The 14363-nt window shown below is 52.4% G+C and carries 10 protein-coding genes; 5 read left to right on the forward strand and 5 right to left on the reverse strand.

The features are described from left to right. Nucleotides 1–82: 82 nt before the first annotated feature. Together cydC and cydD are read right to left on the reverse strand one after the other, a co-directional pair. Nucleotides 83–1822, reverse strand: coding sequence for a thiol reductant ABC exporter subunit CydC (cydC, locus tag PsAD26_RS20670; RefSeq protein WP_063311921.1), 1740 nt, complete (start codon nt 1820–1822; stop codon nt 83–85). Next, complete coding sequence (gene cydD, locus PsAD26_RS20675; RefSeq protein WP_063311922.1) at nt 1819–3624, reverse strand: thiol reductant ABC exporter subunit CydD; 1806 nt, start codon at nt 3622–3624, stop codon at nt 1819–1821. The genes cydC and cydD overlap by 4 nt, the downstream gene beginning before the upstream one ends. A 451-nt stretch (nt 3625–4075) precedes the next feature. On the opposite strand from cydD, the gene PsAD26_RS20680 reads away from it, so the two are divergent. Continuing rightward, complete coding sequence (locus PsAD26_RS20680; RefSeq protein WP_208860527.1) at nt 4076–4576, forward strand: hypothetical protein; 501 nt, start codon at nt 4076–4078, stop codon at nt 4574–4576. Between the two features lie 46 nt (nt 4577–4622). Here the strand turns inward: PsAD26_RS20680 and PsAD26_RS20685 are convergent, their stop codons facing one another. Next, a complete protein-coding gene (locus tag PsAD26_RS20685) occupies nt 4623–6122 on the reverse strand; it encodes a CoA-acylating methylmalonate-semialdehyde dehydrogenase (protein WP_063311923.1) in 1500 nt (499 codons plus the stop codon). A 190-nt stretch (nt 6123–6312) separates the two neighbouring features. Between PsAD26_RS20685 and PsAD26_RS20690 the strand changes: the two genes are divergently transcribed. Then, nucleotides 6313–7203, forward strand: coding sequence for a LysR family transcriptional regulator (locus PsAD26_RS20690; protein ID WP_063311924.1), 891 nt, complete (start codon nt 6313–6315; stop codon nt 7201–7203). A gap of 112 nt (nt 7204–7315) precedes the next feature. Then, nucleotides 7316–8155, forward strand: coding sequence for a hypothetical protein (locus tag PsAD26_RS20695; protein ID WP_063311925.1), 840 nt, complete (start codon nt 7316–7318; stop codon nt 8153–8155). A gap of 85 nt (nt 8156–8240) precedes the next feature. Here PsAD26_RS20695 and PsAD26_RS20700 read toward each other — a convergent pair whose 3' ends face one another. Next, nucleotides 8241–9752, reverse strand: coding sequence for a phosphomannomutase/phosphoglucomutase (locus tag PsAD26_RS20700; protein ID WP_063311926.1), 1512 nt, complete (start codon nt 9750–9752; stop codon nt 8241–8243). A gap of 109 nt (nt 9753–9861) precedes the next feature. After that, on the reverse strand, nt 9862–11250 hold the full coding sequence (locus PsAD26_RS20705) for a mannose-1-phosphate guanylyltransferase/mannose-6-phosphate isomerase (RefSeq protein WP_063312024.1): 1389 nt from the start codon (nt 11248–11250) through the stop codon (nt 9862–9864). 251 nt (nt 11251–11501) lie between these two features. Between PsAD26_RS20705 and PsAD26_RS20710 the strand changes: the two genes are divergently transcribed. After that, complete coding sequence (locus tag PsAD26_RS20710) at nt 11502–12815, forward strand: acetylornithine deacetylase/succinyl-diaminopimelate desuccinylase family protein (RefSeq protein WP_063311927.1); 1314 nt, start codon at nt 11502–11504, stop codon at nt 12813–12815. A gap of 20 nt (nt 12816–12835) precedes the next feature. Then, the gene (locus PsAD26_RS20715; RefSeq protein WP_063311928.1) at nt 12836–14347 is read left to right on the forward strand and encodes an ABC transporter substrate-binding protein; all 1512 of its coding nucleotides are present in this window, start codon (nt 12836–12838) and stop codon (nt 14345–14347) included. Nucleotides 14348–14363: the final 16 nt, after the last annotated feature.

Raw genomic sequence — 14363 nt, forward strand, 5'->3', positions numbered from 1 at the left:
CCCTTTTGCGACCACTGAGACAACAAAAAAGCGCAGCTTCATCTCTGAGGCTGCGCTTTTCTTTTAGACTTAGTTTCCCGGATCAATCGTCGCGGAGACGGCCTTTGATCTCGTCGGATAGTGGCAGGGTGACTTCGCCCAGCTTGCCATCTTCAAGGACCAGAACGCGGTCTGCACCTTCCAGCTCGCTGGCACGGTGCGAGACCATGAGGACGGTTTTGCCTCTGGTCATGGCGCGGAAAGATGCGAGCACCTTGTCTGCAGTGGCATGGTCGAGACCTTCTGTCAGCTCATCCGCCACCCAGATTTCCGGATTACGCAGGTACGCACGAGCCAATGCCAGACGGCGACCTTCACCGCCGGACAGACCCAAACCACCCTCACCCAGATGGGTTACCAGCTTTTCCTGTCTGCCTTCGACAAGCTCTTTCAAACCAGCATGGGCCAGTGCTTCCCAAAGCTCTGCATCGGTTGCATCTTCACGGGCAACGCGCAGGTTCTCTGCGATGGTGCTGTGGAAGATCTGCGTACGCTGACCGACAACAGTCAAAGCAGCGCGCAGTTTGTCTTCTGCCATACCGCTCAGCTCAACGCCGCCAATCTGAATCGCACCAGATTGCGGCGTTTGCAAACGTGCAACGATAGCCGCGAGTGTGGACTTGCCAGCACCACTTGGGCCGATTACCACTGTGCGACTACCAGTTGGCAGCGCAAGGTCGACACCGTCCAAAATAGCAGCTGCCTTTGGTGTGTAGGCAAAGTGGATGTCCTTAAGGTTCAAAGCGTCTTCGCCAACTTCAAAAGAAGGTGTCTCAGAATTGCTGCGGGCGTTCTGAAGCGCTTCGCTGTCCTGGCCTACTGTGAGCAGGGACCGGACGCGGTCAGCTGCGCCAGACATCTTGCTCCAGCTGCCTGCGCTGTTGGCAAGGGAGATGAGCAGCTCTGGCAGAGCCAAAGCAACGAAGGCGAACAGAGCGATGTGCTTCAGCTCCATTTGCCCTTGCTGATAGGAATAAGCTGCGAACAGGAACGTAACAGCGACCATCACCTGGCTCATGGTGCTCACCACAGCCTGATTGCGCATGTCTGTCAATTCGTTCTGCTCTTGCACATCGTCCAATTGGTTGACTGCTTTGAGTGCGGCAACACGCTGTTGCTCCAGACCACCGAAGACGGAAAGGTCACGTCGTCCCCGCACCAGATCCGAGACACGAACACGCAGAGCATCACGGGCTGCATTGAGTTTGCGCGCTTGTGCCTTTTGGCTGTGACCGCCTGATTTTGCCAGAATAGTGAGCCCTGCTGCCTGAACAGCCCCCAGAGCGATCGACGCCATTGGGGAGTACTGCCACAGGATAACCAGTGTCAGACCAGTGATGATGGTTGCTGAGGCAAGTGGCACTACAAGACGCAGGAACAAGCCATCGAGCTGATCCACATCACTCACCACTCGGGAGAGCGCCGTCGCGGAGCGTTGGCTCAGTGTGCCATTACTTTCCCGGGCAACAAGACCGCGAAAAACGCCGGAACGCAGGTTCGCGAGAAAACGAAAGGTCGCGTCATGCGTGATCACCCGTTCAATATAGCGACCGAAGATGCGCATGGAGGCGTAAAGGCGGATACTGCTTGCCGCAGATGAGGTATTGAAAGCAACTGCACCTGCTGAGAGGCCAGCAAGGGCCGTTGCGGTGATGAAGTAACCAGAGACTGCCAGCAATGCGATGCCTGCTGCGGCTGGGAGAAATGCTAGGAACAGACCACCCCAGAATGCGAGCGGTTCTTCTTTTTGCAAAAGCCAGATGATGCGAAGGGACGATCTCATTGTTGTTCTCCTTCACGTTCATTCAACTCAACCAGCACACCTTCTTTCAGGGTCAACACGCGGTCGGCTGAGCCGACAACGCGCGGATCGTGAGTTGCGACCAAAACTGGTTTGTTGTGTGCCAACTGCTTGAGAGCTGTGACAACCTTCTGTGCGGTTGCACCATCGAGATCGGCAGTTGGTTCATCTGCAATGATCAGTCTTGCGTCCTCGCGCAGGGCAGCACGTGCCAACGCAAAGCGGCGACGCTCCCCTAATGACAAGCCCTTGCCGTCTTCACCAATCTGGCCTGAGAGGCCTCCTGGGATCTTGGCGAGCAACTCATCAACTGCAGCAAGCTTCAAGGCTTGTGTAAGTGTTGCATCGTCTGCTGATTGATCAGCACGGCGCAGGTTGGCGCGTAGCGTGCCGTGGAACAGCTCAGGATTTTGAGAAAGGACAGAGATGGACTGTTGCCAGTTGGTCAGACCATAAGAGGTCAGAGGAAGCCCGCCATAAGCGATCTGGCCCTGATCGGCTGGTAAGAAGCCGAGAATGCAATCCATCAGGGTTGATTTACCGGTTCCACTCGGACCTTTGACAACGACCAGTTCCGGCTCTCCCAGAGACAAGTTGACGTCAGAGAGGATCTTGCGGTGGCCGCGGGAAACACTCAGATTTCTGATCGTCAGCGCACCTGTTGCTGGCAGCGGCACAACATCAAGCCCAGTCCCGATGATATCTTCCTGACCATCGTCCTCCAGCTGCTTTTGCAGTTCAACGATATGATCTGCTGCTGCAATGCCTGCTGCACGATCATGGTAGGCTGCTGCAAAGGCGCGAAGTGGTGCGAAATATTCGGGAACGATCATCAGCACGAACAGGCCACCGGCCAGCGTGAGCGGAGAACCATATGCGCCGAAGCTCCATTCTCCAAGCAGGGAAAAACCGACGTAGATTGCGGTGATTGCAATTGCGGCGGCGCTGAACAGTTCCAGTGCAGTGCTGGAGAGGAAAGCAATACGAAGAACGCGCATGGTGGATGTGCGGAAGTCGCCACCCAGCTTGCGGATGTCGTCTTCCGAGCGTTTAACCGCGCCGAACAGACGCAAAGTTTCCATGCCTCTGAGGCGGTCCAGCAGCAGCCCGCCCATATCGGCAAGGACGCCAAGCTGACGATCGCTGGCTTTCTTGGCGCGAATACCAACGATTGCCATGAAGACCGGCACCAGCGGGCCAAAGATCAGCAGACACAGAGCTGCAAACCAGCTGACATAGGCGACAGACGCAATCAAGATGAGAGGGACGAGTGAAAGACGCGCCTGAATTGGGAGAAAACGGCCAAGATAAGGGCCGATTGCCTGAATGTGTTCCACCGCGATGGACGCGATTTTTCCACTTGCAGGCAGTTCGGTTGCCGGTGACAGGTTGGTCAGATTGCTCAGCAGACTGGTTTCCAGTCTATGGCGCGCCTTTGAGGCTGCGCGAACTGCGATCTCACCGCCCTTGATGCGCAGAAAATGGCGGATCACGGCTAAGATAAGTATGGAAGCTGTTGCATAGAATGGATCCAGGCCCGGTCCGTGTGGATCGATCAGGCCAGCGATTGCCAATGCCAATAATGCTGCCTGCGGAATCCAGAGGAGTTCCGAGAGGCCTTGTAACATTGCACCGCGTTTCACCAGTTTCATTTCCGGGCGAACCGCATCCTGCAGCCAAACCTGACCCGCGGATTTTTTGCGTCCACGTTTCTTGGCGGGGGCATTTGCCTCCGCGACGTCTGCATCAGATAGCTCTGTTACGTTTGCTAGGTTTTCAGTCATTCCGCTTGTCCGGTTCCCTCTTCGCCGGGGCATCTGCCTGTAATTCATAAAGACAATTTCCGAAAAAACTCTTCAATTGCCTAGACTTGCTTGCGCAATGGAATCGACCCGTCCGGTCTGTGATTGCAACACGCTCGTTAGAATTACTCCAGTTTTTTAATAAATCGCAACAAACTCAGAGGCGAAGACCCCCCAATTTGTATGGGACATAAGCGCACAGGTGCGCATATTGAGAGATCATAGGTGCCCCGCAGAGCGTTGCTTTGCCGAGGTTTACGGGGTTTTACCGAAGAGCTGCCACGATAAAAATCAAATTGGCTCATGGATCCCCGAGTTTTCGGGAATATTAACTGCTTTCCGCTAGGGTCCCCGAGTTCTCTTATAGCTCTCAGCCTACATCGAACTAACGAGTTGATATTGCTGAATAACAACAAAAAGGAGAGAACCTGCCATGTTTTGCTCTTTTCGCCGCCTGTGTCTGGCGGCAATTTGGGGCCTGGGCCTTGCCTCCTCATCCTTTGCCTCTGAAAAAGCCGGATTTACTGCAGAACGGGATGATGTGATTCCACCACTGGACATTTTCAAGACGATGGCCAGTGACCTGGAGCCAGAGGGTTGGATCACCTTCCAGACTCTGGACAACAAGCAAATCATCAACTTTGCACCCATCATGTCGCTGCGTTGCAGGCTGAAAGAAATTAAGTATTCGATCGACTCCAAGGATCTGGATAAGAGCTTTCCCATTCCTGATTGCGATCCTGAATACCCCTTCCGCGTGGAAGCACAGAGCATCCATAAGCCCTACATAATGGAGTTTCCTGGCGGGACAGTACAGGCTCTTGCAGTACAGCTGACGTGGGATGACGGAAGCACCAGCAAGATTACATATTATGAACCCTGCCGCGCGGTTGGAGCTGCTCCCTGTGCCTACCCTCTTGGCAGCAACGAATAAAAAAGGCGCTCCGAAGAGCGCCTTTCAAAACTGTTATCCCGAAGGCTTAGCCCATTGTTGGGATAGAGAATTCTGCACCTTCTTTCACACCTGAAGGCCAGCGGGATGTCACTGTCTTGGTGCGGGTGTAGAATTTGAAGCCATCTGGGCCGTGCTGGTTCAGATCGCCGAAGCCAGAACGCTTCCAACCGCCGAAGGTGTGGTATGCGAGTGGCACAGGGATCGGAACGTTGATGCCGACCATGCCGATGTTGATGCGGCTTGCAAAGTCACGTGCAGTGTCACCATCGCGGGTGTAGATTGCTGTGCCGTTGCCGTACTCATGATCCATTGGCAGGCTCAGAGCTTCTTCATAGGTTTCTGCACGTACAACAGTCAGAACTGGACCAAAGATTTCTTCTTTGTAGATGTCCATATCTTTGGTTGCGTTGTCGAACAGGCAAGGACCAACGAAGTTTCCGTTTTCATAGCCCTGCAGTTTGAAGTCACGTCCGTCAACAACGAGCTTTGCGCCCTGCTCAACGCCGGAGTTCACCAGACCAAGGATGCGCTCACGTGCCTGTGGAGTGATGACTGGACCGAAGTCAACGTCGTCGCCTGCAGTGTAAGGGCCAACTTTGAGAGCTTCAACGCGTGGGATGAGCTTCTCGATGAGGCGGTCTGCAGTTTCCTGACCAACAGGAACAGCGACGGAGATTGCCATGCAGCGTTCGCCAGCAGCACCGAAGCCTGCGCCAACCAGAGCGTCAGCTGCCTGATCCAAATCAGCATCCGGCATGATGAGCATGTGGTTTTTCGCGCCGCCGAAGCACTGAACGCGCTTACCGGAAGCTGTACCGCGGGTGTAAACGTACTCAGCAATCGCAGTGGAACCAACGAAGCCAACAGCCTGGATGATTGGATCATCAAGGATCGCGTCTACGGATTCCTTGTCGCCGTTTACAACATTCAAGATGCCGTCTGGAAGACCAGCTTCCTGCATCAGTTCAGCAAGCATCATTGGCACAGACGGGTTGCGCTCGGATGGCTTGAGGATGAAGGAGTTACCAGCTGCAATCGCAACACAGAACTTCCACATCGGGATCATTGCCGGGAAGTTGAATGGCGTGATGCCTGCAACAACGCCCAGAGGCTGACGCATGGAGTACATGTCGATGCCAGGACCTGCACCCTCGGTGAACTCACCCTTCATCATGTGTGGTGCGCCGATGCAGAATTCTGCAACTTCGAGACCACGGATCACGTCGCCTTTAGCGTCCGGGTGTGTTTTACCGTGCTCGGAAGACAGCTTGGATGCCAGCTTGTCCATGTCGCGGTGAAGCAAGGTTACGAACTTCATCATAACGCGAGCGCGGCGCTGTGGGTTGGTTGCTGCCCATGCTGGCTGCGCTTTTTCAGCGACGGCTACTGCTTCCTGCATTTCTGCTGCAGTTGCCAGAGCAACCTTTGCAGTTACTTCGCCGGTTGCAGGGTTGAAAACGTCTGCAGTGCGGCCGGACTTGCCAGCTACTCGCTTACCATTGATAAAATGACCGATCTCTTCCATGAGGTCCTCCCTCTCCAAGTCTATTCTTGCGGCCCGCAAACACATGCGTTTTACAGGTCTGCGAGCGAATTTCTTTATGCCCCTAGCATGAACTATATTTTTCGCATATCAATGAGATAATATTCGAAACCGTTGTGCAAAAATTAAAGCACACGACGTGCAGCGTGTGGACTGGGAGCTATCAAAAAACATGAACTGGGATGATGCAAGAGTGTTTCTTGCTGTGGCACGCTCTGGACAGATTTTGGGCGCTGCGCAGCGGCTTGGCCTCAACCACGCAACGGTTGCCCGCCGTCTTTCCGCACTTGAAACTGCTCTGCAGGCCAAGTTGATTAATCGGCGTACCACGGGATGTGCGCTCACCAGCGAGGGAGAGCGGTTCTTTGAGTTTGCTGAATCGATGGAAACGGAGATGCTTTCTGCCCGCGCCGAGATCGGCGGGACGGATGTGGAGCTTTCCGGCGCTGTGCGTATAGGTGCTCCCGACGGTTTTGGGGTGGCTTTTCTGGCGCCGCGTCTGGGGGCACTGAATGAACGCTATCCAGATCTCACATTGCAGTTAGTGCCCCTGCACCGCGCCTTTTCTCTTTCCAAGCGCGAAGCTGATCTGGCCGTTACCGTTGGACAACCGGAGCATGGCCGCTTGGTGAGCCGCAAGTTGACTGACTACTCATTGGGTCTTTATGCCTCTCGTGCATATGCCGAACGCTACGGGCTACCGGAGAACGAGGAAGAGCTGAAAGAACATCGCCTGATTGGCTATGTGGACGATTTGATCTTTGCCTCTTCGCTCAACTACTCCGCAGAATTTTCCAAGGACTGGCAGTCTCGTCTGGAATGTGCCAGCGCACTTGGCCAGACTGAAGCAGTACGAGCTGGTAGCGGGATCGGTATCCTCCACGGCTTCATTGCAGATGGTAATGACGATTTCGTTCCAGTGCTTCCGAAGCGGCGTATTTCGCGGAGTTACTACCTTGTTACCCATGAAAGTGCACGACACCTGCGCCGCATTAAAGCAGTTTCTGATTTCATTGGTGATTTGGTAAAACAGGAGAAAAATCTGTTTAGAAATCATCTGTAACGCTTTGAATTACAATACGAATTAAGCCTTCAAATTTATAAATTGTCATTTTTGATAATTTATAATATACAGTGCGCACCACTTCCCGACTGTAACTTGAAGGCAAAATGAGATGATTGGTAAGCTTGCGGAATTCGTTGGCGTCCCTTTGATTGTTGTCGCCATTGTCGCGACCCTGCTTTACTTTGATTTTGGCGGATCTCTGACACAGGAAAGCCACGCAGCTGATAGCAAATACCAGCAGGCTCTACTGGATACTCTTGCACCGGATATCCCTTCCCTGCCTGTGATTAAGATTGAATTTCCGAGTCTTTACAAAGACCTGCAAAGCCAGATTGAGAAAGAGATTCAATCCAGGGCAGATGAGCGCGTACTGGCAAAGCGTCTGCATGACTTGCTTTATCGCGCACTTCAGGTTTATCGCCCGCTGCTAAAATATGCTGATAATGAAAAGGTCATCACGGTCCTAAAGGCGAAACGTGCCCTCACCTTGAAGCTGAAGAAAAGCAAAGGTGAGCTGGTGTGCGCTCAAGTATTTTCCGGTTCCACTGGTGCGTTTCTGGACAGCTACGCCATGGTGGAGAGTGAAAGCATGCAGGAAGGGCTAGCACTGTTCCAGTTGCTCGCTGATGCTCAGGTTAAAGCCAAGGACGACGGGCTCATGATCGATTACACCGCAGAGCCTGCGCAGACAAAAGTGCGTGTGATTGGTAAGGCCACGGATAAGCCAACTGATGCGGATTTGTATCTGGCTGCGAACCCAGCATTTGATGCGTTGATGAAGGTGTATCCGATGGGCTCCCTAAGCCGCATTTTCGCTGCTGATCCAACTGACAAACAACTGTGTGACAGTGAGATCCGCCTTTACGATGCTCTTGTTGGCCTGCCCGCACCACATGGCCCTGCAATGCGCAAATACATTGTGGACCTGCTCTACTTTGCAGGCTACTAGCCAGCACACAGCAGTCACCAGATCTCACATAAACGAAAAACGCCGGCCTCAACGACCGGCGTTTTTATGTCTTTTATGAGAGATCTTAGGCGAGCTCTGCCAGTGTTTGGTTGTAGTCGCCAACCTCTGGGTTCTCGCGAAGAACTGCGTCCATCGCTTTGAACATCTCGTGCAGGCGCACCTCTGAGACCGGGCTTTCAACAACAACAACCAATTCTGGTTTGTTGGAGGATGCGCGAACAAGACCCCATGTTCCATCTTCACACACAACTCGGACACCATTTACGGTGATCAGATCAGCGATATCCTGACCAGATACCTTCGCGCCTTCAGCATGCATGGATTTGAAGCGCTCAACCACACGATCAACCACATCGTATTTGATCTCATCCGCGCATTTGGCTGCCATGGTTGGGGAGCCCCAAGTCTTTGGCAGATCGCGGCGCAGGTCAGCCATGCTCTTATCCGGATTGCGGTCCATCATATCCAGAATGGCAATCGCTGAGACAACACCGTCATCATACCCACGACCGATTGGCGGGTTGAAGAAGTAGTGGCCGGACTTTTCAAAACCAGCAACAGCCCCAAGCTCAGTTACGCGGCGCTTGATATAGGAATGGCCTGTTTTGAAGTAATCGGTCTTTGCACCATTGGCCTTGAGGACCGGATCGGTGTGGTACAGACCAGTTGATTTTACATCAACCACAAACTGGCTCTCTGGATGAAGGGCAGAGATATCGCGGGCCAGCATGACGCCCACTTTGTCAGCGAAGATCTCTTTGCCTTCGTTGTCGACCACACCACAGCGGTCACCATCCCCATCAAAACCCAGACCAACTTCAGCACCGGTTTCCAACACTTTGTCACGGATGGCATGAAGCATCTTCATGTCTTCCGGGTTTGGGTTGTAGTTCGGGAAGGTGTGATCCAGCTCGCAGTCGAGTGGAATTACATCAACGCCCAGCGCTTCGAGAATACGCGGTGCAAACGCACCTGCGGTTCCGTTACCACATGCAACAACAGCTTTGATTGGACGCTTGAACTTTTCGCGCTCTGTGAGGTCAGCGATGTAACGGTCAGTCAAATCAGGATGGTATTCGTAAGCTCCGCCACCACGCAGGTCACTGGCACCTTCCAAAACGATCTCTTTAAGGCGGCCCATTTCTTCTGGTCCGAAGGTCAACGGGCGGTTTGCACCCATCTTCACGCCAGTCCAGCCGTTGTCGTTGTGGGAGGCAGTGACCATAGCAACGCATGGGACATCCAGATCGAACTGAGCGTAATAAGCCATCGGAGACATGGCGAGGCCGATGTCGTGCACTTTGATACCCGCAGACATCAGGCCAGTAACCAGTGCCATCTTGATGGAGGCGGAGTAGCCGCGGAAGTCGTGACCGGTGACGATCTCAGGACGTACGCCAAGTTCGTGAATGAGGGTTCCAAGTCCCTCGCCCAACGCCTGAATACCCTTCAGGTTGATCTCTTTTTCAAAGAGCCAGCGCGCATCGTACTCGCGAAAACCGGTCGGCTTGACCAACGGTGTCGTTTCATACGCCAAGGTGTTTGGCGTTAGCTGTGAAACCGGTTTAACTGACATATTCTCTCCTAGATAAGCTTCAGGCCACTGGTAATGCAGAGACGTGACGCTTTTATCAAACTCCGTTTGGTTGTGGGGCGTTCCCCCACCCAACGGTTTCAAATTCACGTTATACTCGCAAGATATCATCCTCGGCGATGTATGCGCCGGACTGGACTTCGATCATGCGAACCGGGATTTTTCCCGGGTTTTGTAGTTTGTGCCTTGCGCCAAGCGGGACAAAGACCGACTGATTTTCTGAAATCAGCTCATCTTTCCCATCAATGGTCACTTCCAACGTGCCACTTACAACAACCCAGTGCTCCGCACGGTGGATGTGGCGCTGCAAGGTCAGGCCTTTACCGGGTTCGATCATCATGGACTGTACGCGGAAGCGCTCACCTTCTGAGATGCGCTCGCTCCAGCCCCATGGACGGTACACGCGGCGGTGCTGCACAGTTTCGGGCCGGTTTGCCTTATCCAGTTGCTCCACCACCTTCTTCACGTCCTGCGCCTTGTCTTTTGCGGCGACGAGGAGCGCGTCCTTGGTATTTACGACCATAACATCTTCAAGGCCGACAACACTGACGAGGGCATCTTCAGAATAAACGAGGCAATTTTTGGACTGTTCGAAGATCGCATCGCCTAAAGCCGAGTTACCCTCATCATTCTTCGACATAGACTCCCAAATGGCAGGCCATGATCCAAGATCGCTCCAACCTGGGTCGGTTGGAACGCAGGCGACGTTCTCTTCATTCTCCATAATCGCATAGTCAAAAGAGATGTTGCGCACCTGTGCGAAGGCTTCTTCTTCAAGCCGTAGGAAGTCCAGATCGCGTCGTGCATTTTGGGAAGCTAGGACCACCTGCTCCCAAATATCTGGCGCATGTTTTAAGAAGGCATCACGCATAGCGGCTGCGGAATACATGAAGATGCCAGCGTTCCAGAGGTAATTGCCGTCTTTGAGAAACTCTTCAGCGGTCGCCAAGTCTGGTTTCTCGACAAAAGTATCTACTTTGCGGACGGAAGCTCCGCCTTCACAGAGTTTGATATAGCCATAACCGGTGTTGGGTTCACTTGGCTCAATACCAAATGTGACGATCTGGCAAGCTTCCGCGGCTGCGTGAGCGGCATCAACGGCACACAAGAACTCCTTGTCATCAGCGACCAGATGGTCCGACGGCAACAGAAGGACAATTGCATTTTCATCTGTTTCAAGCGCCATAAGTGCAGCGAGTGCAGCGGGGGCTGCAGTGTTTCGTCCGCATGGTTCCAATACGATAGCTTGTGGCTCTATCCCAAGTTCGGCCATCTGCTCGCCGATCAGAAAGCGGTGGTCTTGATTTGAAATAACGAGCGGCGCACGGAACTGCTCTGATCTGACACGCTCACATGTCTTTTGAAAGAGGCTTTGACCTGAGAAGATTGGCAAGAATTGCTTTGGCCTTTCTCTACGGGACAGAGGCCAGAGGCGAGATCCAAACCCACCCGACAGAATCACAGGTGTGATTTTGCTCATGCTATTGCCAGTCATATTTTCAGGATCACTTTCAAACAAACGAATAGACTATTCGTAAACTTAGATGTTGCCGCCCAAAACCCTCAAAACACGTGGAGTTTCAGTGTTCCACACATTCTCTTGGAAATAATTAAGGTTTTTTACCAGTCCCATTGCCGTTAGGTACTCCATTATTTTTCAGGGGTATTCAGCGGTTTTGGGAACGGTCACGATATTAATTAATTCATTTAAGCATTTGTTCTGGGGGGAAGATGCGGGAGGAATTAAGCCAATCCGTTGAGCGGAAAGTGGATGAACTGGTTGCTCTCACTCGTGACCTGATTGCATTTCCAACAATCAATCCACCTGGGGAAGCATACCGTCCCTGTGCGGAGTTCATCGGAGAACGTTTGAAACGTAAGGGCTTTTCTGTCGAATATGTCAGAGGAGAGAGTACCCCCGGAGACTCTGACCGTTACCCGCGCATCAATGTCATTTGCCGCTATGAAGGACGCGGTCCCGGCCCTTGTGTCCACTTCAACTCCCATATTGATGTTGTCGAAGTTGGGTATGGTTGGACGGTTGATCCCTTTGCTGGCGTGGTGAAAGACGGAAAAGTCTTTGGGCGCGGTGCCTGTGACATGAAGGGTGGTTTGGCTTCTTCCATAATCGCGGCTGAGAGTCTGATTGAATGTTTCCCTGAGTTTTGCGGTGCCATCGAGATATCAGGAACGGTTGATGAGGAATCCGGCGGTCTTGGCGGTGTGGCTTATCTTGCCGAACATGGCTACTTTTCCAAGCCACGTGTCGACCATGTCATCATCCCTGAACCATTGCATAAGGATCAGGTTTGTCTCGGGCATCGAGGGGTGTGGTGGAGTGAAATTGAGACGCGTGGCTCGATTGCTCACGGTTCTATGCCGTTTTTGGGTGACAGCGCAATTCGTCACATGAGTGCTTTCCTGAATGTGCTGGAAACCGAGCTTTACCCTTCGCTCAGCAAAAAACAAACACAAATGCCAGTTATTCCTCCGGGCGCCCGATCATCCACGTTAAATATCAACTCCCTACATGGCGGACAGGATGAAGGACACGATGGTCTTCCTTCCCCTTGCGTTGCAGATAGTTGCCGCATCATACTGGATCGTCGTTTCCTGATTGAGGAGCCGCTGGAGGATGTGAAACAAGAGATAGTTGAAATATTAGAAAATCTGCGTAAAACACGTAGAAATTTCGAATATGAACTTAAGGATCTCCTTGAAGTTCTCCCCGTGATGGCAGAGAAAGACTCTCCAGTCGCTCGCGCTGTTGCAGGCGGAATTAAAGACGTGCTTCAAAAAGATGCATCATATGTTGTCTCTCCGGGGACTTATGATCAGAAGCACATAACACGATTGGGCCACTTGCACGATTGTATTGCGTATGGTCCAGGCAAACTTGAGATGGCGCACAGGCCGGACGAATTTGTTGGAATTGAGGATCTCGTTGACAGTGCCAAAGTGATGGCATTGGCCGCGTACTCTCTTTTGACGGAGCCTGATGCAAGACCAATAACAAGAACACTGTCTGATCACGTGCACTCTTAAAGTATAAGGGACGGAATGGAATGCATGCAAAGTCATTAAAAAGCCGGCTGCTTTGCCTTGCCGGAGGCGCGGCCCTCGTCCTTGCTGCACTAACAGGTGCGCACGGTTCTGCTGAAGCCAAATCTTCCCTGTCTTTGGGAATGGTACTCGAACCACCGCATCTTGATGCAACTGCAGGCGCTGCAGCTGCTATCGATGAAGTGGTCTATCAGAACATTTTTCAAGGCCTGACGCGTATCGGGCCAGACGGAAGTGTTCTGCCCTCTCTCGCCAAGTCATGGGATGTGAGCGAAGATGGCATGACCTATCGCTTCCATTTGCAGACGGATGTCCTCTTTCATGATGGAACGCCGTTTTCTGCTGATGATGTGAAATTTTCCTTGGATCGTGCACGCGCTGAAGGCAGCGTAAATGCACAAAAGCCACTCTTTGCAGCGATCTCTGATGTGGTTGTCGTAGATCCGCAAACCGTTGATATCAAACTCACCACACCAAGCGGAAACCTTGCTTACAATCTGGCCTGGGGCGATGCGGTGATTGTATCTCCTAAAACGGCTAAAACGAATAAAACGAAACCAGTGGGCACCGGACCGTTTAAGTTTGACCGTTGGATGAAGGGGCAGGAAATTCGGATTTCCCGTTTCGACCAGTATTGGGGAGATCAACCAAAGCTGGACAAAGCCTCTTTCCGTTTCATCTCTGATCCTAATGCCGCCTTTACTGCTATGATCTCTGGCGATCTGGATGCGTTCCCAACTTTTTCTGCTCCTGAAACTATTGTACAGTTTCAAGCGGACCCACGCTTTGAAGTTGCGATTGGCACGACCGAGGGTGAAACCATCCTTGCAATGAACAACGCCCGCGGCCCGCTCAAGAACAAGCTCGTACGTCAGGCAATCTCGCATGCGGTCAATAAGCAAGCATTGATTGACGGGGCTATGTTTGGACTTGGTACGCCAATTGGAACGCACTTTGCTCCTCACCATCCAGCTTATAATGATCTGACAGGGCTTTACCCTTACGATCCAGCGAAAGCGAAAGAACTCCTTGCCAAAGCAGGGTATCCAGATGGCTTCAGTGCAACGCTGAAACTGCCGCCGCCAACCTATGCGCGCCGCGGCGGTGAGCTGATTGCTTCTGACCTGAAAAAAGTCGGCATTGACCTGAAGATCATTCCTGTTGAATGGGCCCAGTGGCTTTCCGAGGTCTTCAAAGAGACCAATTACGACTTCACGATCGTTTCTCATGTTGAGCCAATGGATATTGGTATCTATGCACGCGATAAATACTACTTCAACTACAACAGCGATGCCTTCAAGCAACTGATTGAAGAGCTGAATGTGACTGTTGATGAAGAGAAGCGGTATGAGCTTTTGAAACAAGTACAGCAAGTCATCTCTGAGGATGCTGTGAACGTCTACTTGTTCCAGCTGGCGAAGTCTGCTGTGTGGAATGCCAATGTGAAGGGGCTTTGGCGAAACTCCCCGACACCGGGTAACGATCTGTCACAGGTCTATTGGGCAAATAACTAAAAACACCTAGCAAATA

Origin of the sequence: Pseudovibrio sp. Ad26, from assembly GCF_001623285.1 — a bacterium.
Taxonomy (GTDB): domain Bacteria; phylum Pseudomonadota; class Alphaproteobacteria; order Rhizobiales; family Stappiaceae; genus Pseudovibrio; species Pseudovibrio ascidiaceicola.